Origin of the sequence: Anaerococcus urinomassiliensis, assembly GCF_900128425.1 — a bacterium.
Lineage (GTDB): Bacteria > Bacillota > Clostridia > Tissierellales > Peptoniphilaceae > Anaerococcus > Anaerococcus urinomassiliensis.
Window position 1 is genome coordinate 1,250,395 of record NZ_LT635782.1, and the last position, 20,599, is coordinate 1,270,993.

Annotated in this window: 20 protein-coding genes; 2 read left to right on the forward strand and 18 right to left on the reverse strand. The window is 35.8% G+C overall.

What is annotated here, in order from left to right; genetic code table 11:
- Window positions 1-40 precede the first annotated feature (40 nt).
- The 8 genes from BQ7474_RS06945 to srtB form a co-directional block, all read right to left on the reverse strand.
- Window positions 41-412: a GIY-YIG nuclease family protein gene (locus BQ7474_RS06945; protein WP_073998198.1), complete on the reverse strand. Its 372-nt coding sequence runs from the start codon at window positions 410-412 to the stop codon at window positions 41-43.
- A 724-nt stretch (window positions 413-1,136) separates the two neighbouring features.
- Window positions 1,137-2,891, reverse strand: a complete 1,755-nt coding sequence (locus BQ7474_RS06955) for a hypothetical protein (RefSeq protein ID WP_073998200.1) — start codon at window positions 2,889-2,891, stop codon at window positions 1,137-1,139.
- A 58-nt stretch (window positions 2,892-2,949) separates the two neighbouring features.
- Entirely contained in the window at window positions 2,950-4,098 is a 1,149-nt protein-coding gene (locus tag BQ7474_RS06960) for a toxic anion resistance protein (protein WP_073998201.1), read from the reverse strand.
- A 10-nt stretch (window positions 4,099-4,108) separates the two neighbouring features.
- A complete protein-coding gene (locus BQ7474_RS06965; protein WP_073998202.1) occupies window positions 4,109-5,167 on the reverse strand; it encodes a substrate-binding domain-containing protein in 1,059 nt (352 codons plus the stop codon).
- On the reverse strand, window positions 5,164-5,775 hold the full coding sequence (locus tag BQ7474_RS06970) for a 5-bromo-4-chloroindolyl phosphate hydrolysis family protein (protein WP_073998203.1): 612 nt from the start codon (window positions 5,773-5,775) through the stop codon (window positions 5,164-5,166). The genes BQ7474_RS06965 and BQ7474_RS06970 overlap by 4 nt, the downstream gene beginning before the upstream one ends.
- Window positions 5,775-7,385 carry a substrate-binding and vWA domain-containing protein gene (locus tag BQ7474_RS06975; protein ID WP_073998204.1) on the reverse strand — a complete coding sequence of 537 codons (1,611 nt, stop codon included), beginning with the start codon at window positions 7,383-7,385 and terminating at the stop codon, window positions 5,775-5,777. The genes BQ7474_RS06970 and BQ7474_RS06975 overlap by 1 nt, the downstream gene beginning before the upstream one ends.
- Before the next feature lie 132 nt (window positions 7,386-7,517).
- On the reverse strand, window positions 7,518-8,420 hold the full coding sequence (locus BQ7474_RS06980; protein WP_073998205.1) for a DNA-3-methyladenine glycosylase family protein: 903 nt from the start codon (window positions 8,418-8,420) through the stop codon (window positions 7,518-7,520).
- Window positions 8,421-9,209, reverse strand: a complete 789-nt coding sequence (srtB, locus tag BQ7474_RS06985) for a class B sortase (RefSeq protein ID WP_073998206.1) — start codon at window positions 9,207-9,209, stop codon at window positions 8,421-8,423.
- Between the two features lie 77 nt (window positions 9,210-9,286).
- Here srtB and BQ7474_RS06990 point away from each other — a divergent pair, with 77 nt between their 5' ends.
- Both BQ7474_RS06990 and BQ7474_RS06995 read left to right on the forward strand, forming a co-directional pair.
- A complete protein-coding gene (locus BQ7474_RS06990; RefSeq protein ID WP_073998207.1) occupies window positions 9,287-9,517 on the forward strand; it encodes a glutaredoxin family protein in 231 nt (76 codons plus the stop codon).
- Between the two features lie 14 nt (window positions 9,518-9,531).
- Complete coding sequence (locus BQ7474_RS06995; RefSeq protein ID WP_073998208.1) at window positions 9,532-10,350, forward strand: Cof-type HAD-IIB family hydrolase; 819 nt, start codon at window positions 9,532-9,534, stop codon at window positions 10,348-10,350.
- A gap of 45 nt (window positions 10,351-10,395) precedes the next feature.
- Here BQ7474_RS06995 and BQ7474_RS07000 read toward each other — a convergent pair whose 3' ends face one another.
- The 10 genes from BQ7474_RS07000 to BQ7474_RS07045 all read right to left on the reverse strand — a co-directional run bounded on the left by BQ7474_RS07000 (window position 10,396) and on the right by BQ7474_RS07045 (window position 20,511).
- Window positions 10,396-10,752 (reverse strand): DUF1667 domain-containing protein, encoded by a 357-nt coding sequence (locus BQ7474_RS07000; protein WP_073998209.1) that lies wholly within the window; start codon window positions 10,750-10,752, stop codon window positions 10,396-10,398.
- Entirely contained in the window at window positions 10,749-12,008 is a 1,260-nt protein-coding gene (locus BQ7474_RS07005; protein WP_073998210.1) for an NAD(P)/FAD-dependent oxidoreductase, read from the reverse strand. Before BQ7474_RS07005 ends, BQ7474_RS07000 begins: the two co-directional genes overlap by 4 nt.
- A 10-nt stretch (window positions 12,009-12,018) precedes the next feature.
- Entirely contained in the window at window positions 12,019-13,446 is a 1,428-nt protein-coding gene (locus BQ7474_RS07010; RefSeq protein ID WP_073998211.1) for an NAD(P)/FAD-dependent oxidoreductase, read from the reverse strand.
- A 96-nt stretch (window positions 13,447-13,542) separates the two neighbouring features.
- Window positions 13,543-15,045, reverse strand: a complete 1,503-nt coding sequence (glpK, locus tag BQ7474_RS07015) for a glycerol kinase GlpK (RefSeq protein WP_073998212.1) — start codon at window positions 15,043-15,045, stop codon at window positions 13,543-13,545.
- Window positions 15,046-15,058: 13 nt separating this feature from the next.
- Complete coding sequence (locus BQ7474_RS07020; RefSeq protein WP_073998213.1) at window positions 15,059-15,628, reverse strand: glycerol-3-phosphate responsive antiterminator; 570 nt, start codon at window positions 15,626-15,628, stop codon at window positions 15,059-15,061.
- 126 nt (window positions 15,629-15,754) lie between these two features.
- The gene (locus BQ7474_RS07025) at window positions 15,755-16,351 is read right to left on the reverse strand and encodes a sugar transferase (protein WP_073998214.1); all 597 of its coding nucleotides are present in this window, start codon (window positions 16,349-16,351) and stop codon (window positions 15,755-15,757) included.
- A gap of 42 nt (window positions 16,352-16,393) precedes the next feature.
- A complete protein-coding gene (locus BQ7474_RS07030; protein ID WP_073998215.1) occupies window positions 16,394-17,092 on the reverse strand; it encodes a 16S rRNA pseudouridine(516) synthase in 699 nt (232 codons plus the stop codon).
- Window positions 17,089-17,415 (reverse strand): PadR family transcriptional regulator, encoded by a 327-nt coding sequence (locus tag BQ7474_RS07035; RefSeq protein WP_177343665.1) that lies wholly within the window; start codon window positions 17,413-17,415, stop codon window positions 17,089-17,091. Before BQ7474_RS07035 ends, BQ7474_RS07030 begins: the two co-directional genes overlap by 4 nt.
- 40 nt (window positions 17,416-17,455) lie before the next feature.
- On the reverse strand, window positions 17,456-20,014 hold the full coding sequence (locus tag BQ7474_RS07040; RefSeq protein ID WP_073998216.1) for an ATP-dependent DNA helicase: 2,559 nt from the start codon (window positions 20,012-20,014) through the stop codon (window positions 17,456-17,458).
- On the reverse strand, window positions 20,008-20,511 hold the full coding sequence (locus BQ7474_RS07045) for a GNAT family N-acetyltransferase (protein WP_073998217.1): 504 nt from the start codon (window positions 20,509-20,511) through the stop codon (window positions 20,008-20,010). Before BQ7474_RS07045 ends, BQ7474_RS07040 begins: the two co-directional genes overlap by 7 nt.
- Window positions 20,512-20,599: the final 88 nt, after the last annotated feature.

The following is a 20,599-nucleotide window of genomic DNA, read 5'->3' on the forward strand; positions in this document are numbered from 1 at the left end:
AGGTTGGTTAAAATACACCACATCTATTGTGGGTCACTTGCTAAATAATTATTGCATCCATTTTTCTGTTATGTTCTTGTAAGTTTTCTTTATATATTTGCCTTTCTTTAGGACTTAATATTGGTATGCCCCAATCTTTGCTTAGGTCTTCCCAATTAGGGTTGGTTGATTCAATTAAGGCTATTTTCTTAGATCTTAGTTTGGATTTTAATGTTTTTTCTCTCTTTATAGCTTCATTTGAATCAGCAAATTCCTCATAATAGACTAATTTCGTGCAATTATATTTATCTGTATATCCACGCAAAAGATGTTTTTTGTGTTCAAACAGTCTATTCACAATGTTTCCTGTTACTCCTATATAAAGTGATTTGTTGTACTTGTTGGTTAGTATGTATGTATAGTATATTTTCATAAATTCCTCCTTGCTACTTTATCTATAATTACCCGTTTATATTACTTTATTATTGATATGATTATAAAACGTTAATACCATCTTTCGTTTTTAGCTAACAATCTTAAGGATAATGGTGTATTTGTGAGATCCTTCGGCTTTTAGCCTCAGGATGACAGAGGGCGTAGTACATTTTCCCTATATACCACTCTCCATCTATTTCCACTGTCATGTTGAGCGTATGCGAAACATCTTATGGTGATTGGTACTTTGTGGGATCCTTCAGTCGCTTACGCTCCTTTCTCGGTCAGCTTCGTTAGCCAAATCATATAGATTTGGAGTTCGAGACATTTGACCTACGTGCCAACCCACCGTCATGTTTAATGATCTAACCCCATTTTTGAAAAAAATGGATGGTAGGTCAGATATCAGATTGTTTAAATGACAAGCCTGTCCGGCTAGTGGAGGACATTTGTCAAAATCTGATTGAGCGGATGCTAAACATCCCACTGGATTGATCATATGTGGGATCCTTCGGCTTTCAGCCTCTAGGATGACTGGAGTGGGTTGTGGGTTTTGTGAGATCCTTCGGTCACATTCGTTCCCTCTAGGATGACAGTGTCAGAGAAGGGATACTTTTACCTATGTTATTCCTTAATACTCCTCCTATTGTCAGTATGAGCTTTGGTGACAAATCTTTTTCACACAAAAATAACGCCCTCAGGCGTTATTTGTATTATTCATCTTATTTTAGACTATCTAGCAAGTCACTTCTTAGTTCTAGGTTTTCTAGGTAGTAAGCTATGGATGGGTATTCTCCTTTGATTTCTTCTTTTGTCATTGTTGTTTGCTTTCTTTCTAGAGGATCTAGAGTTACAGTTACAACATTTTCTAGTTTTTTATAAACTTCTTTGGAGAAATCTTCCTTTACTATTACAAAGTGTGGGCTTATATAGTCCTTATTTTTCTCTTGGTTTTCTTTTACTGTTTTTTTTGTGTTTTCGTCAAATTTTTCTACATCTTCCAAGAGTTTGTCGATTTTTGCCAATTCTTCTGGGTGTTGGTCTAGATAGTTTGCTTCTTGGCCAAGTTCTACTTGTCTTAGGACTTCTAGTATTTGATTTGTTTGATCATTTAGAGTTTTTATTAAGCTTTGAGCCTCTTCTTCTTTTGTAGGTTCAGTCTTTGTTGTTATGAGCTTATTGTATTGGTCAGCTGTTATAACTTGTTTTAGGGTTTCTTCTATTTCTACCTTGATTCTTTCAAGTTTATTTGTTAGTTCAATGGCTGTTAATTCTTTTGAACTTTCTGATTTTTCTTCACTCTTTGACTCATTCATTATTGTAGCTGGCAATTGAGCTTCATTTTCTTGCAAGATTTGGCTAATTTGTCCGCTTATGGAATTGATTTGTTGAGTCATTTCTTGGGCTTGGACTTCTTTTGTTTTAGCCTTGTTATCATCAACTGTTATTGTTTTGACTTCGCCAAGCTTTACTTCTTGTTTTTCTTCTGTTCTGTTAGTTTCTAAAGAATCTTGAGTTTTTTCGTTTGATACCAGAGTAGTTTTAATTTCCCTACTTGTATCATTTAGCTTTTCTGTATAATCTTTTGCTTGATCTTCTTTTGTCTTGTCAGTTTCCAATAATTCATGTGTGTTTGTCTTATTATTTGTGACAATAGCATCATTTATTTGGTAAACTTCATCGCTTGGTAAGGCCTTTGTTTTAAATGATAACTTTACAAGGCTATGAGGAGCTATTTCTAAGTCTTTGATAGAGCCTAGGTCATAAGAATTTGATTCTTCTAGCTTGTAACCCTCGCTTGTAAGATGATAAAAATCTAGTGTTAATTTTTGATTTTCAAGGTCTTGGTTGGAGCTAACATTTAGGATATAGTCAGTTTTTACCGGCTCATTAGTGTTATTTACAAGACTGTCCGCCCAGCTTATAGTTTCTGGGTCGGCATATTGACCTGATAGTCCTAGGCTTTTTGAGTCTTTCTTTACTTCTTCTACTTCAAATTTGTCAGCATTTTTTACTAGTTTTGCGTCAACATGTGTGTGATCTTTATAGTCATTGTCATCCACAAGTACTAAATCAAAAGAAAGATCTTCAGTTTTCCCTTCTTTGATGTCAGCTGTTATTTTTAGTGTACTTTTTTCTTTTAAGTCTACTTTGATAGCCTTGCCTAATTCCGTGTCTATATTTTGACCTTCTAGGCTCAAGTTTTCAATATTGCTTTGGCCTAGTTGGTATATATAAGCGATTAGATTTCCTTTTGCTTGGTCTTTATTGATATCAATATCATAGGAAATTTTCTTGCCATCTTCTGATAGGCTCATTGTTAGAGATTTTTGGTAAGGATTAGTTTCTAACTTTGTTTCTGTAAGTATAATATCAGCTTGGTCTTGTTCACTTGCAAAAGCAGCCACTGGGCTTACTATTGACAGGGCCAATGCTATGGCTGTGTATTTTCTTAATCTTTTTCCTGTGTTTTTCATGAATCCTCCATATTGACTATATAGTACCACAAAGCTAGACTATATTGCAATCATTTTCTTATTCTCCCCTGCTTTGAGGAGATAATGTCTTGGCTAATTCATTACGTAGTTCTTCCTGGACCATAATGAGTTCTTTTTCTGCCTCTTTTCTTTGGTTTTTGGCATCTTCTTGGATTTGCATCGATTCTTCTATGGTAGCGATAAGATTCTGGTTGACTTCCTTAATGGTTTCAACATCTATGGTGGATCTCTGGGCTTCTTTTTGGATTTCTACTGTGGAATTTCTCAAATTTTCAGAGTTTCTACGCAAAAGCTCATTTGTTGTATCAGATACTTCCCTTTGCATCTCAACAATTTCTTGTTGGCGATTGAGTCCTAAGGCTATGACAACCTGACTTTTCCATAATGGGATTGTGTTATTGATTGAATCAGTGATTTTGTCAGCTAAAAGCTGGTCGTTGTTTTGGATGAGCTTGATTTGTGGAGCTGTTTGCAAGGCCACTGCCTTTGATGTCTTAAGGTCAAATATACGCTTTTCAAAACGGTTGACATTATCTTCAAAATCACGAACGACTTGCATTGCCATAGGTTCATCAGAAGATTCAGCTTCCTTATATAGGGCTGGCAAAGTCTCACTTCTCATCTCTTCTATGGCTTCTTCGCCTGCTATGATGTATCTTTCTAGGTCCTTAAAATAGGCTATATTTTCTTCATATAGTTTGTCAAACACACCAATATCTTTAAGCAGACCCATACGTGCTGATTCAAGCTTGGCAGATATCTTGTCAATTTGTGTTTCCATATTTTGGTATTTAGCCAAGTATTTTTCAACTTGTTTTTTGGGTCCACCAAAAAATTTGTCTAGAAAAGATTTCTCACCAAAGTTTTGGATGTCAGCATCATTTACTTTTACAAGCAGGTCGCGCATTAAGTCCCCAACCTCACCAGTGTCTTTGGATCTTACTTCTGATAGGATTTCATCAGAGAATTTAGCTATGCCTTTTTGGGCATTGGTTCCGTATATGGATGGAAGTCCAGAATTTCTAAGGTCTATTTGATTCTTAATTTGGTCAATTTTTTGCCTGTCTTCTGGACTAATCTTTTGGACTATTTTTTCGGTAACCTCTGCAATTTCATTTTTGTCTAGGGTAATATCACTAGTCTTGCCGCCATCTTTCATCAAGTTGTCTAGAGAATAATCTGCCATGGTTCGCTCCTTATTTTATAATCTCCATTAATTTTTGCATTACTTCTATGTTTGGCATTTGCATTATTTTTGTTACTTGCCTTGCCATGCCTTTTACTTGGAAGTCATCTGGGTTTTCTGTGCCCGCCACTATTGTTCTAAATCCGTGTTCTTTCCATGCTAGGCTCTGGATGTCCTTATCCATGAGAGCATTTAATCCAACCTTTCCATTTTCTGTAAGGGCAATGTAAACGTGAGATGACCAAACTGTTGGTTCTGGATATAGGATAATCACATCATCTTTGATTTTTTCATACATTTCTGCTTCTTGTTTAGAAAATTCTAATAGTTGGGATTCGTATCCAGCTATTATTGGAAAAGACCCTAGGCCCTGGCGTAGGAATTGGTTGAACATATCTATTGACGAAGTTTGCATATAGCCAATTTGATTGTAGATGCGCTTGATATCAGAAGATATCTCGTCAACAGAATCCATAGTAACAGGTTTGTTGCCATTTAGGGCATTGGCCAAGAGACCTAAGAACATATTGCCTGAGTTTGATTGATTTGGATCTGTTGTATCTACTAGTATGGGACCATAAAGTTCTGATAGGCCAATGTCTGCCCAAGTTTTTCCTTCTACCATTAGATTTGCTAGTTTTATCATATCTATGTAGCAAACACCCTCATCTTCTCTGACTACCCCTTGTTTCTTTAAGGTATCGACAACGATTTTTCTGGAATATAAAACTATGGGAGTGTTGAAGACTATCTCATTTTGCAAGTCTTTGCCGCCATTTTTCCTAAAAAGTTCTAGTGCCAATTGGCTTGATGGCCACAAGTAGTCCTTATCAGCCGTGTCAGCTTCTGCCATAGCAAGGGAACCTTCCTTACGATAGTCCATACTGAGTCCGTAGGATTTTTTCACCTTGTCCTTAAAAGTTTGATTTTCTACTAGGGGGATTTTCTCACCACCTATAAAACCTGATATTGCAACATTATCTGGGGTCTGTTTATTCCAGTACATGTATCCTCCAGCTAGGGCAATTACCAGAAGTAAGACTAAAATCCCCCATTTTTTCTCTTTCATTTTATCTCTCCTCCAAGCTTAATAGTCTGCTCAAGTAGGTCTGTCTCTACCTCAAGTTGATTGATTTTGTCTTTATGGTAGGAATCACGTTGTTTATCAAATATTTCATTTAATAAATCAAGGGATTGGTTTGACTTCTCTTTTATCTCCTTGAACTTACCTAAGCTCACATTGGATTTTTCCAAATCACTGTAGTTTTTGACGATTTCACTTGCTGTTTTTACATAATAGTCCAAAAAATATCTGGATCTAGATATTTCCCTAGGATTTTTCTCTAGGTAAAATCTTATATCTAGGCAAGTTTTGGTAAGTTTGCTAATTTTGCTAGAGATTTCAGTGTCTTTTATGTCTATGTTTAATGCCTTTAACTTTGCTATGTCAGCTTCAAAATCATTAAATATTTGATTGATCTCTTGGGCATTTTCTAAGGCTTCTATGTCAGTATTTCCAATCATTAGCTTTGGTTTGCCGATTAGATAAATTCCTATATATACACCCACTGCAAGTACGGCTGCTACTACAAAGTGCCAATGAAGGCCTAGGAGCAAACCAAAAAACGTAAATAGAGAAGCTAAGAGCGCCTTAAAGTTCCTAAGAAAGTCCTTCATTAATTGTATCCTTTTACGTTTTGGAAGGCCTTTATCATATCGCTTCTACCATCAAATACACGAGCCTTTGACATTGTTGCTATCTCTTCTAAGTCCTCTTTTCTGGCATCACCAAAAAGGATGCTAAATATTGGCACATCGTAGCCCAAGCTTTGGTAAGATTCATTGAGCTGGTCAAAGTCCATAGGACCATTTGGCATACCATCGCTTAGGACAACTATGGCTGGACTATAGTCCTTTAGCTTATCCTCGTTGGTTTTTAGTATAGATATAGCCTCGTCAATAGCTTCGTACATAAAGGTTGCTGTCTCTGGAATGTAATTTTCTGATAATTCTTGGTATAGGCTATCAAGTTCTTGTCCATTTCCACTAGCCATCAATTCTCCTAGGACCCTATCTGAGAAAGGAAGTATATATGTCATGTCTTTGCTGGTGCCTAAAAGTAGGTTGGCCTTGGCATTTTCTGGTACTAGAACTTGTCTTAGGGCCTCATTCATCTGTTCATAGCCACCATTTCCTCCCATAGATCCAGAATAATCTAGGACATATATAGTAAAGGCTGGTTTTTTGAACTCACTTTGGTACATATTGAGAGCTTCCATGAAGACTTCTGCCTTCGGAAACCTTACTGGGCTTATGGTCTTATCTAGGTCTATGCCCCAGTTTTTGTCATAAATTGCTCTGTTTTCTTCTCGAACTGTGCCATAGGCTGATCTCTTGCCAGTCTTTTCTATTTCGTTTTGGGCCTCATCTGATAGGAGATACTCTTGAAATTTCTTGAAGGCCTCTTCTTTCTTATTATCATTTTTGTCAACATAGGCAAGTGGTGAATCTGAAATTGACAATCCATCTACTGGATATACTAGGTAAAGTGGTTCTTTCCCCTCTTCTTCCAATGCTTTGTTAGTCGCAATTACTAGCTGCTCGTAGTTTACCATAGCATCGTAATCACCTGATAAAAACAATTCTGTTAGCCAATTTGATGAACCAGATGACCTTTCTACACCTGCTAATAGGGAGGTAATCTCTTGTTGCAAGTCTTTATTTGTCAAGTCTTCGCTTGTCAGACCATTTTTGTCAGCTGCAAGTGCATTTAAAAATCCAAGATATGCAGATGCCCCAGAATTTGATTGGGTAGCAGAAGTCATAGTAAATTTTAGTTTGCCAGAAGATATGGCATCTATAATATCTTTGACTGTCACATCTTTATCTACAAAACCTAGTTCTCCTGCCAAGGATTTCTTAATTCCAAAAACAACTGGACTTTGGGATGTTGTCTCTTGGTATTTTAGGATATGGTTAGTATCTCCCATATTAAGCCATATTGATGATGCAGGCCAAACAGCATCATAAGTAATTTCAGGATCGCTTAGTAGTCTCATAATGTCTAGTGACCCCAAGTAATCTATTTCTATATTTTGTTTATTTGCTTTGGCATATTCTTCAATAATTGGCTCAAGTTCCTTATTTTCAGAACCTGCCACAATCTTTAGTGAATCTCCAGAGGTGTAGGAAGTTTGAAAGTGTGAACTAGAATTCTTTTTTTCTGTATTGGAAGTACAAGATACAAGAAAAATTAGTGATAAGAGAACTGATAGTATTTTTTTCATGGCCTTCTCCTTGTGTATTTCTACTATAATTATACCATCTTAAAGCTGTATTTAATCGACTTTACATAGATTTAACATTATGGCAAATAAAAAGACTGGAAAGTCCAGTCTATAATACAAATTTCTATTAAATTATTTGCCTATTTTTTCTTCCCTACCGTAATAGAATAGGTATTGTTGGGCATAGCCGGCGTTTTCGCCAAAAATATCCCTGGCATAGTTATCGACAAGTTTTTTTGGCACTTCATGACCTATAAACAGGGTTTCCATAACTCTTTTGATCCAAACGTCAACCGGGAATGTTTCCCTGCGGTGGAAGGCAAAGAGCAAGATACAATCAGCAACTTTTGGTCCTACCCCTGGCATTTCCATTAGTTTTTCTTTCAATTCCAAACTATCTAGGTCCATATCACTAGTGAAATCTAGGTAGCCGTCTCTTATCATCTGGCTCGCCTTTACAATCCTTACATCTCTAAAGCCTACCCTAGCGTATTCTCTTAAATCGGCTGGGTCAACTTCTGCTAATACTTCTGGTCTTGGGAAAGAATAGTAGCTTCTGCCCTTATATTCTCCTATATAGGTCCCATAGCGTTCACTTATGATTCTTACAGCTTTTTTTATCCTTGTTATGCCATTGTTGGCAGAAATGATAAAAGATATTACTGTTTCAAACATCTCCTGGTTTAGGATTCTTATCCCATAACCATAGTCACTTGCGACTTTTAGATTTTCATCTGTAGAAAGTTTCTCTTTGATATTCCCATAGTTAGTCCCCAAGTCAAAGTAATCGTAAAAATATTGGTAGAAATCATCTAAGGATACATTTCTGATTAGTACATAATCTTCTTTTGGGAGAAGATTTATTATCATATTCAAAAACACTGCTGTATATGATCCATCCTCTTCCTTGTGGAAGTTAAAGGCTTGGCCGCATTCGAATATATGGGTTGGGTTGAAGGAATCTTCCCTAAGGATTAGGCCTTCGGGAGATTCCACTATATCAAGTTTTCTTTTTTCTTTTGTTTTATAATACATCTATCTAACTCTAACTGCATGGATTGCAAGTCTTTGGTCTTCGTAGTCGTATTGGCAGGTTGATAGGGTGATGATTTGGTCGTCTTCTTTGAAAGTTGGGCTATCAAGCAAGACTTCTGAATTGCTTCTTAGTTGGTTAAAGAAAGGCACTACATCGTCCCTATTTGTAAAGTATAGGGTCCTGTATTGGTAGTCAGCTGGTATGCCATAGGCTGAGAAAATCTTATATTCTCTAAGTTCATTTAGAGTTGCCAAGTAGATTGTCTGGTGTTTTTCAGCAAATTCTTGTTTTCTATACTGGTCAAGTGGAGTAAACATTGATTTTATCTCCAAGTGGTGACCGTATATTACCGTATTGTCATCATTGAAGTCTGGTGTGTTGTTCATATCAATGAAAATTGAACCAGCAATGTCATACTCTTTGTTAAGTCCACGCCTTAGGTAAAAGTCGTTATCTGGACCTTGGACTACTGGATAAGAAACATCTGCTCCTGGTATGTCTATAAAGCCTATAATATCATCGTTGTTATATTGATTTTTCAAGGCATTTATGATCTTTGCATAGTGTTCTTGCTTTTTAGTATATTCGTCCTTGTTGTCGAGATTGACATTGGTATTACTTTCTTCAACACCAGTTTCCTCTTCAACAGACTTTACTATGTCAGATATTTCTTTGTTGTTGTGTGCATTGGTTCTATAGTCTAGAAGCCTTTTGCCTAGGATAGCAATGCAGGCTAATATTATCAGGATTAGGATAAATCTAATCACGCTCATTATTTTAGATTTCATTTCGCCACCTTTAAAATTTTCTTACTATTAGTATAATATACCATAATGAGCTAATTATGAAAATATAGGAGAAAAAAATGAAAGATTACAAATTATTTGTAGGAACTATTTGTCCTTATTGCAAAAAAGTCGAAAACTTTATGAATGAAAATAACATCGAAATTGAAATAGTAAATATAGAAGAAGATAGAGACGCTATGAATGAACTCATAGAAAAAGGTGGCAAAAGACAAGTGCCATGCCTATACCATGATGGAGAATACTTATACGAATCTGATGATATCATCAAATTCTTAGGACAAAATTAACTTATAGGAAAAATATGATTAAATTAATAGCATCCGACATAGATGAAACCCTAGTAGACAAAAATAAAAATGTGCCTAAAAGAAACAGAGAAGCCATAGCCAAGGCCCAGGAAATGGGGATTGTAGTTATGCTTGCTACTGGTCGTGGCCCATATGAACTACATGATATACCAGATCAAGCTGGTGTCATAGACGAAGATAGGTTCATAATTTGCTGTAACGGTGCAATAATCATAAGGGCATTAGATAGGGAAATTGTATCATCACTTCCACTTGAGTTTAAATATGCAAAGGCTGTATTTGATTATTGCAAAGATAACAATCTGCAGGCCTACATCTATACTCTAGATAAGAAATACGCTATAAATCTTGACCCTATTGAAAGAAATCATATATACACCAACGATAGCAAGGTTATAGAAATCAAGGACGGAAATATTGATTTCTTGGAAGATGAGCTCATACTTAAGGCCTTGATTAAAGATTCAAATATAGACTTCTTGCACTCACTAGAAGTAGATATAGCAGCTATTACCAACTACGATGTCGAGATAGCCTATTCTTCTAATATGTTTATGGAGATAAATGCCAAGGGCGTGGACAAGGGTATAGCCCTTAAGAAAGTCTGCGACCACTACGGTTTTGATATAAGCGAGGCTCTAACTATTGGCGATAATTACAATGATGTAGCTATGTTAGAGGTAGCAGGTACATCAGTTGCTGTGGCAAATGCCCATCTTCAAGTTAAAGATGTAGCAACATATGTGACAGATGCGACCAATGAAGAGGGAGCTGTTGGCGAAGCTATAGAAAAATATGTTTTAAATAAATAAACAAGGAAAAGATCCACTCAAATTTGAGCGGATCTTTTATATTTGTTACAATCTTTCGTCAGTTGCTATTACATTTACTCCTGTGTCTAGGAGATTTTCTATAACGACATCACCTATATGAACTGGTGCTTTGATTTCTGCTTGGTTGATCTTTTCCATGCATTCAAAGATAAGTCCTTTTGGAATAGCTGTTTCTGTTTTTACTGGAACGCTATAGGCATCATTTCCGCTTATTTTAACTGTTGAGCATACCATTCTCTTTGGATCTTTGATCTCATCTCTTACATAGATTTCTCCACGTTTACAGTTGTTACCTTCTATATTTGTAATCTCTTCGCCGTCCATGGTTACTACAACTTGGCAACCCAAAGGACAGTTTATACATGTGAATTGCTTTTTCATACTTCCTCCAATTGTATTGTGACTTTCTTTGTATCTGGATCTATGTCATCTTTTTTAAGTCTTAATAGTTCCATTTCACCTGGAGCTAATACTCTTTTTTTGCGTTCTATGATGCACTTATCATCAGTATAAACAGCGATTTTTCTTGATGGATAAACATTGTTTACCCTAAATTTTACTATGATAGAATCGTCCATATTTTCATAGTCTAGGTATTGCGGAAGTGTGTAAGATACTCCATCTCCAGCTACCATTTCTATTGTTTTATCGCTTGTTTGGGTAAATTCACCCTTGATATAGTTTGCTGCATTTACTGCTGCTTGTTCGCTTTCTTCTGATACGAAGTCTACTAAATCGTGAACATGGAGTACGTTACCTGCTGCAAATATACCATCTACACTTGTCATTAGTTTATCAGATACATAAGCTCCCTTTGTTTTTGGGTCAAGCTTAATATTTGCTTCTTTGGTAAGTTCATTTTCTGGGAGTAGTCCTACAGATAGTAAGACTGTATCACATTCGATGAATTTTTCTGTTCCTTCGATGATTCTTAAGTTTTCGTCAACCTTTGATAAATACACTCCCTCTACCCTATCAGTTCCCTTGATGCCAGAGATAGTTGTTGAGTAGTAAAGTGGTATATCAAAGTCGTGCAAGCATTGAACTATGTTTCTTTTTAGACCGCCTGAAAATGGCATAAGTTCTGCTACACATTCAACCTTAGCTCCTTCTAGGGTCATACGACGAGCCATGATAAGACCTATATCGCCTGATCCAAGTATTACTACCTTCTTTCCTGGCATATAGCCTTCTAGGTTTACTAGTTTTTGAGCTGTACCTGCACTATAAACACCTGCTGGTCTGCTTCCTGGAGTGTTTAGGGCTCCTCTTGGACGTTCCCTACAACCCATAGCTAGGATTATTGCCTTTGGCTTTATCTCAAACATACCACGTTCTTCATTCATTAGTAGAAGTGTTTTGTCTTCATGCATATCCATTACTATGGTATTAAGCATTATATCTATGTCACGTTCTCTCGCTTCTTTGATGAATCTATGAGCGTATTCTGGACCTGTAAGCTCTTCCTTAAATCTTTGTAGGCCAAATCCATTGTGGATACATTGGTTTAAGATACCACCTAATTTGTTGTCACGTTCTACGACTAGGATATTTTTGATTCCCTCATCATAGGCTTTTACAGCGGCAGAAAGTCCTGCAGGACCCCCACCTATTATTACTAAATCATAATCGTGCATTTATTTCTCCTTACTTAACTCTCTTTTCAATGTATATGGATTTGTTGCCTTTTTTGGTAATCTCTTCTTGATCCACTCCTAGTTCACGGGATAAGATTTCAATTATAGATGGAAGACAGAATCCACCTTGGCATCTACCTGCTGTGGCGCGGCAACGTCTCTTGATACCGTCTACTGTCCTTGCTCCTACTGGTGCATGGATTGCATCTAGGATTTCACCTTCTGTGACTTTCTCACATCTACAGATAATCTTTCCGTATTTTGGATTTTTCTTTATAAGTTCATTGTGTTCTTCAGCAGTCATTTCACTTGTTTTTGGTATAGGATTTCTGCCAGCTTTAAAGTCAGGATTTTCTGCAAGTTCTAGAGAGTCTTTTACCAAGCCCGCCATGTATTTGCCTATGGCTGGCGCTGATGTGAGTCCTGGTGATTCGATACCTACGCAATCAAAGAATCCTTTTTTGGTCTCTTGTAGGATGAAGTCTCCACTACTTTCATGGGCTCTGTTACCAGAAAATGATGTGATCACTTGACGAACTGGTACATTGTCAACTGTATCATTTACCTTATCTATTACTTCTTCTATAGCTTTTCTTGTTGTAACTAGGTCAGACTTGTCATCTATAAAGTCACTTGTTGGACCTATAAGGGTATTTTCATCTACGGTAGGTGTTACTAAAATTCCCTTACCTTTTTCTGTTGGCAAGTTGAATAGTACGTGGTTTACATAACCTGCTGTAGCCTTATCTAGGAGCAAATATTCTCCACGACGAGCTCTGATTTCAAATTTCTTATCATCCATAATCATATCGTGGATGGCATCTGAATATAGGCCTGCTGCGTTTACAACAGCCTTTGTTTCTATTTCTTCACCATCTTTTGTTTTTAATATGTAGTGGTCATCAGCTTCTTTTATTTCTACTATTTCTGTATTTAGTTTGTATTCTACACCATTTAGATTGGAGCCTTCTGCATAAGCTACATTCATCAAAAATGGATCTACTATACCAGCTTCTTTGCTGTATAAAGCTGCGTATACGTCTTTTTCTACATGAGGTTCCATCTCTAGGATTTGTTCATTGTAGATTATTTCCATGCCAGAAACGCCATTTTCTATACCTTGATCGTATAGCTTTTGGAGTTTTGGGAAGTCTTTTTCGTCATGGCATAATACCAATGTGCCTATTTGTTTATATGGAAAAGACAACTCATCTGCTATCTCTCTCATCATGTGGTTACCTTCTACATTCATTTTTGCTTTCATACTGCCAGGTTCTGCATCGTAACCACCGTGGCAGATGGCAGAGTTTGCTTTACTTGTTTCTTCGCAAACATCAGAGTGTTTTTCTACTACTAGAAAGTCACCCTTAAATTTGGATAAATTATATGCTACAGATGTTCCTGTTACACCTGCACCAACTATTACTACATCTCTCATATTTTCTCCTTATATGTAATGAAAAAAGGACCATAGCTGGCCCTTTTTAGTCAAAGAGCACCCTATAATATTCAGTAGCTCTTTCTCAGTTTATATTTACTTTAAATCTTTTGCCCAGTCAACTGATCTTGAAATTGCCTTTTGCCAGTTGTAGTCTTTTTTGTCTCTTTCTTCTTTTGAGATTTGTGGTGTGAATTCACGATCAACTAGACGATTTTGGATGATTTCTTCTTGGTTTTTGAAGTAGCCTACTGCAAGGCCAGCAAGATATGCTGCTCCAAGTGCTGTTGTTTCAAGTGTAGCTGGTCTTTCTACTTTTGTTTGGATCATATCAGCTTGGAATTGCATCAAGAAGTTGTTTGCACTTGCTCCACCATCAACTTTTAGTTCTTGAAGCTCTTTGCCTGAGTCAATTGACATTGCTGCAAGAACGTCATTTGTTAGATAAGCTAGAGATTCTAGTGTAGCTCTTACAATATGATATTTGCTTGTACCACGGGTGATACCTACTATTGTTCCACGTGCATATGGATCCCAGTATGGAGCACCTAGACCTGTAAATGCTGGAACTACGTAGCAGCCGTCCGTATCGTCAACTTTTGTTGCCATATATTCTGTATCATCAGAAGCATCTACGATTCTTAGTTCATCTCTTAACCATTGGATAGCAGAGCCTGCAACGAAGATAGAACCTTCTAGAGCGTAGTTTACTTTTCCTTCTTCAAGTCCCCAAGCTATAGTTGTTAGTAGACCATTTTGAGATTCTACTGCTTCTTCGCCTGTATTCATTAGTAAGAAAGCACCTGTTCCGTAAGTATTTTTTGCATCTCCAGGGTTAAAGCAAGTTTGTCCAAACAATGCAGCTTGTTGGTCTCCTGCCATACCTGCGATTTTTATTGGTGCACCAAATAATTTTTCGTTAGTTTCCCCATAAACACAAGAAGATGGTTTTACTTCTGGTAGCATACATTTAGGAATATTTAGCATTTCACAAAGCTCATCATCCCATTTGAGCTCCTTGATGTTATAAAGCATTGTTCTTGATGCGTTTGTGTAGTCTGTAACGTGTACTTTACCACGAGTTAAGTTATATACTAACCATGTATCAACTGTACCAAATAGTAGTTCTCCGTTTTCAGCTCTTTGTTGGCCGTTTTCAATGTGATCTAGAATCCATCTAATCTTTGTAGCTGAGAAGTATGGGTCAACTACTAGACCAGTTTTTTCTTTGATCATCTTGCCATAGCCATCTTTTACGAGTTGGTCAGCCATATCTGCTGTACGACGACATTGCCAAACGATTGCATTATAAACAGGTTCGCCTGTTTCTTTATCCCAAACTATGGTAGTTTCACGTTGGTTGGTAATACCGATTGCAGCTATTTCAGATGGGTCGATATTTTTCTTTGCTATAGCTTCAGTACAAACTCCTAGTTGAGTTGACCAAATTTCTGTTGCATCGTGTTCTACCCAGCCTGGTTTTGGAAAGTGTTGGGTGAATTCTTTTTGTGCAACAGATATGATTTCACCTTGTTTGTTAAAAATTATCGCTCTATTGCTTGTTGTTCCTGCGTCTAAGGCCATAATGTACTTACTCATAATAAATTCCTCCTTACATTTGCCAAACACTATAATTTGATGATGAGATTGCAATAGCATCTGAGTTTAAGGCTGCCATAACTTCTTCTTTAGTAGTTATAAGCCCTCCTGCAACTACTGGTATATTGGTTCTTTTTTTGATGTCTTTTATAAGGTTAGGCATTATGCCAGGTAGCATTTCGATCACATCGCAATTTGCATCCTTTATGGTTTGTTTCATATTTTCATATCCCATTGAGTCAAATACAAAAAATCTTAGTACTGTGAAAAGTCCCATCTTTCTTGCATAAGATGCATTTGATGGCTTGGTAGTGATTATGCCATCAGCTTTGGTGTATTTTTTTATGAAACTTGCCGCATAATAAGAACTTGATAATCCTTCAATGAGGTCTTCATGAACGATTACAGTCTTATTTTTGGCCTTTAGCTTATCTACTATTATAGGAATAGTATCAATATTGCCATAAAGGACAAAAACTACAGTGTTTTCGTTTTCCAGACACTTTTCCAAGTCTCTGTTGTTTTTAACTGCCATGATGACAGGATTGCTATAAAGTTGTTCAAAAACACTAGAAGTGTTCATAATCCCCCCTAATAAAAGACAAAACGAGCCCGTAACTTAATCATCGGCTCGTTCTCATCACTTATATTATTATACTTAAACTTTATCACAAATTATAAAGTTTTGCAAATCTTTTCCTTGATTTTTTTAAAAATTTTGCTTTCCTTCCCTAACCCCTTCAGCTTTGAAAACTTTTGGTATGGTTTTAAGGAAAATCTTAAGGTCATTTATAAAAGTAATATCATTGGCATAGATAGAATCAGTGTGTGCCTTAGTAGCTGGATCTAGGTTATCTCTGCCTGATATTTGTGATAGACCAGTAATACCTGGCTTGGCCTTGGCAGAACCATTTGCTGCTCTAAGGTCTAAGAGTTCTCTTTCCTTTAATATAACTGGTCTAGGACCTACAAAACTCATATCTCCCTTTACAATATTAATAAGCTGTGGAAGTTCATCTATGGAAGTTTTTCTCAAGAATTTGCCCAGAGGAGTAATAAAGGAATCTGGATTTTCTAGCTCCCAGGTAGATGCATTCTGGGGTGCATCCATACTCATAGACCTAAATTTGTAGCACATAAATGGCTTATTATCAACTCCTGCCCTTTCTTGCTTAAAGAAAATTGTACCCTTGGGCTCTTCTATTTTAGATATTATTCCTATTATTAAAAATAGTGGACTTAGGATTATGAGCAAAAGAAAGCTTAGCACAAAGTCCAATAATTTTTTTATATAATTTTTGTACAAGCTATCCTCCTAAGACTCTATATTTTATTATTATAAAATATTTTAGTCAATAAATAAATCTAATTCTTCTTCAGTTAATTCTCTGTATGAGCCTTCTTGTAAATGTGGATCTAGGCTTAGATCTCCAATTGCAGTTCTCTTTAGGGCAACAACTTCATTGCCAAGATTAGAAAATAGCCTTTTTACAAGGTGAAATTTGCCCTCTGTAACTTTAACTATAGCCTTTTTATCGTCAATTATCTGAAGTTTGGCAGGCCTTGCAATGTATGATTCTTCTTTGATTTCTACACCGACTTTAAATTTTTCTATAAAAGATTCATCTATACTATCTCTTGTTTCAACAAGGTAAGTTTTTTCTATATTTGAGTTTGGGCTAGTTACCTTGTGGACGAATTTGCCATCTGTAGAGATTAGCAAAAGCCCTCTTGTATCCTTATCAAGACGGCCTGCTATGGATAGGTCTAGATTTTGGTAAAATGGATCTAATAAGTCTATGACAGTTGGATCTTCATCAATTGTCGCAGACAAGTATCCAGCGGGTTTGTTCATCATTATATAAATATTTTCGAAATAATCTACATACTCACCCATGTAAAAAACTTCATCGACATTTGGATCAACTTGGGTAGATGTGTCTTTTACAAGTTCACCATTTATTACTAGGCCACCTTTTTTGGCATTTCTCTTGATATTTCTCCTAGTGTCAAGATTAGCATTTCCTATCATCTTATCTACTCTCATTTATTTCCCCTATCTATGACATTTTCTACAGCTTGATTTAGCTCGTTAAATGATTGGTAAAAATTTGCCAAGTACTTTTCACCATTTTTGCTGATATAGTAATACTTACGCCTTGGTCCAATCTCTGATTTTTTGTATGATGCTAGAATATACCCCTTTTTGGTCATTCTTTGTAGGATTGGATAGACAGTTCCCTCAGTCATGGTATAAAAACCACTTCTTTTGAGTTCTTCTACAATTTCATAGCCGTAAGTTTCGTTATTTTTTATGATGTGGAGGATTACACCCTCGATTACACCTTTTAACATTTGAGATTCAATCATATTATCACCTAACTATATTGTATTGCACAGTAGGCCATTATCAATATCTGTGACAGTAATATTTCATAGGACAATACTTACATTCTACCCTCTTATTAGTTTTTTTATAAATTTTTTCTTGAACAATATTTTTTGCTATCTGGTCAATTTTATCTATAGAAAAATCTGTTTGCTTAACTTCTATGACCTGGTCTTTTTCTATGAAATATAAGTAGAGCTTATTTGGATAGTGGTCATTAAATTCGCAAAGATACTTATATGTTATCAATTGTTTCTTGTATTTTTCCAAGGTCTCTTCATCATATGACCCAGTTTTAAGGTCCATTATAGACCCATCAGCTAGGATTAGGTCGATATTTCCCTGGAGTATATAGAAATCTCTGTCAGCCTTGTAATTGACCTCACTTAAGCTTAGGTCAAAGTTTTTCTTGCGAAAATTATCAATAGCTTCTGTGTAAGCTTTATTTGTAGCTAAAATCTCATTTAGCTTATGCTCATTTATGTCCTTATGAAGGCCTATATATTCGGCTAAGGCGTGAATATTCGTCCCTAGGATTAGACTTTGGGATTTTGGTAATTTGTAATTTAATTTCCTTATAAACTTGTACTTAAGTGGACAAGATTCATAAACTTCTATGTCTGTAGTAAATGATAAGATTGGTTTTGGGATTTCTACATTGATTTTTTGAAAATCTATAGTCGATAGCTCGGATGCATTGTCGCAAGTTTTTGCAAAGTCTACTAATCTTTGATCCCTAGAATTATCCAGTATTACCAAAAGATTTTTTGCCCTAGTAAAGGCTGTGTAGTATTTTCTATAAAAGTCTTTCTCAGCAGAATCCTTATCAGCCCTTGCGTAATCGTATTTTTCTAATAACTTCTTCTTATTTACCCTAGGATAATCATTGAGTCCAGAGACAAATACAGTATCAAATTCCAAACCCTTGGCATTGTGGATGGTCATAAAGTTAATTGCATCGTAGTCTGGTGTACTATCATCAAATTCTTTTATAGAATTTTTTTTGAAAAAATAATACAGGTAGCCGTGGATGAATTCTAGGCCAGAAGAATTTTTGAATATATCTTCATAATCGGCAACTATTTTAGTAAATTTGCCTATGTTTTTCATAGCCCTATCGCTATTGATTTCTCCTAGTTCTTTGTCCAAAATATCCTCAAAGATCGGCAAAGAAAAGGACTTATATACTATCTCACTTATAGAAGTTGGGTTATTATTTCTAAAATACCTTATAAATTCGTCCATTTCTACTGACTTAAAAGACTGATCGTCAAATAATTTTGCCAAGTAGGACCTAAAAAAATACTTTTGCTTTTCTTCATAGGACAGGTAGTCATTATAGGATAAATTGGACGGATATGATGAATATATGCTAGCAAGTATATAAACTAGGATTTTGATTTCTCTCCTATAGAAAAATTTGCTAGAAGACCAGTTTATAACCTTAATCCCCGCATCCTTAAAAAATGCTTCCAACTGCTTTGGGTAGTCAGAATTTAGGGTTGGGAACAAGAAAGCAATTTGCCCAAAATTTATCTTCTCATTTAAAATTTTTATTATCTTAAGCAAATTTTCTTTATTATTGGCCCTTGCCCTTACAAGTGAGTTGGGATTCTTATCTTGGTCTATGGATTTTAGTTTCTTTGACTTATTTGATCCAAAATAATTATTTAGCCACTTTTGACTAGTATCTATGATAGTTTGGTTTGACCTATAGTTTATATCTAGTTTGTAGATGCTTGCAGATTTTCCAAGCTTATCCTTGCAAACCTGGTCAAATTCTAATAGATTCTTGGGATCTGCTCCCCTAAAGCTATAAAGCGACTGGTCATCATCACCAAAAACAATAATATTCTTATCCTTTAATAGCTTAAAGGCGATTTCTTGTTGGATAAGATTTGTATCTTGATATTCATCAATTATTACAAAATCTATGGAATTTCTAATCTCATCTCCCATGACCTCATCTGATAACAAGTCGTAGAACTTTTTTAAAATCATCTGAAAATTCATTAATTTCATTGACTTTAGTAGGTTTAAATGGGTCATATAGATTTCAAAAGAAAGCCTATCTATCGGATCTTTTGAAGTCTTTAATAGATCAAGGTCTATTAGATTGTTGGTAATGGATTCAAAAATTTCCTGAATCTTATAAACTTCTCCATATTTGATATACTCTTCAAAATCATCAATTTCCTTAAAAATATGAAGGTTTTTTTCTAGTATATAACCTTCCAAATCCTGGTCTATAACCATTGATGGAAAAAAATCATCATCAAGTTTCTTATATTTCTCTATAAAAATATTGGCTAGGGAGTGGAAGTTGCCTATTTTTAGGTCATCAAGGTCAGTTTTTATCCCCTCTTTTTTGAACTCACTAAGAATCCTTACATTAAGTTCAGCTGCAGCTTTTTTTGTAAAAGTTGTAATCAATATTCTATTTGGTGCAAGGTCGTGGTTTTTGACAAGGTCTGTGACTTTTTTTACTATAGTAAAGGTCTTACCTGTACCAGGTCCAGCTATGACTGCTGCAGGATAATTGCTATCACAGATTACTTTTTTCTGACTATCATTTAGCATAATAACAGCTCATAGGCGACTCTTGGCATTGGAGTTCCATTATCATTGACATATATTATGCCAAGGTAAGAAAATCCCATCTTTTCTATGAGTCCTTTCATCCTGAAATTTTCCTCATGGGTGTCAATTTCTATTGCATCCCTATTTTCATCTCTTGCAAAATCGATTATTTCGCTAAAAAATTTGCTAGCAATCCCCTGCTTAGTAAAATCACTATCAAGGCAAAAGGTATGAACTGTTATAGAATTTTCCCCTTTCATCATATTTCTTACACTAGCGTAAGTAGGTTCATAGTCTTCTGATAGATATGCATAAGCTATTATTTGCTCATCTTTTTCGTAGACATAAGCTCTATTTCGTGATATTTGGCGAGCCAAAAGTCCTCTATCAGGGCTACCTTTTTGCCATTGGTCCACGCCATCATTTCTTAGTGAATTTTTTGCTTTTTCTATTATTTGGTATATTTTATCTAAATCGTTAAATGTCGCTATCCTCATAAAAATATTATACCATTATGAAATCACTACTTTTCTTCAAAAAAGGGTATGAATCATGTATAATGGTAATTAAGTAAAGAATTATTTT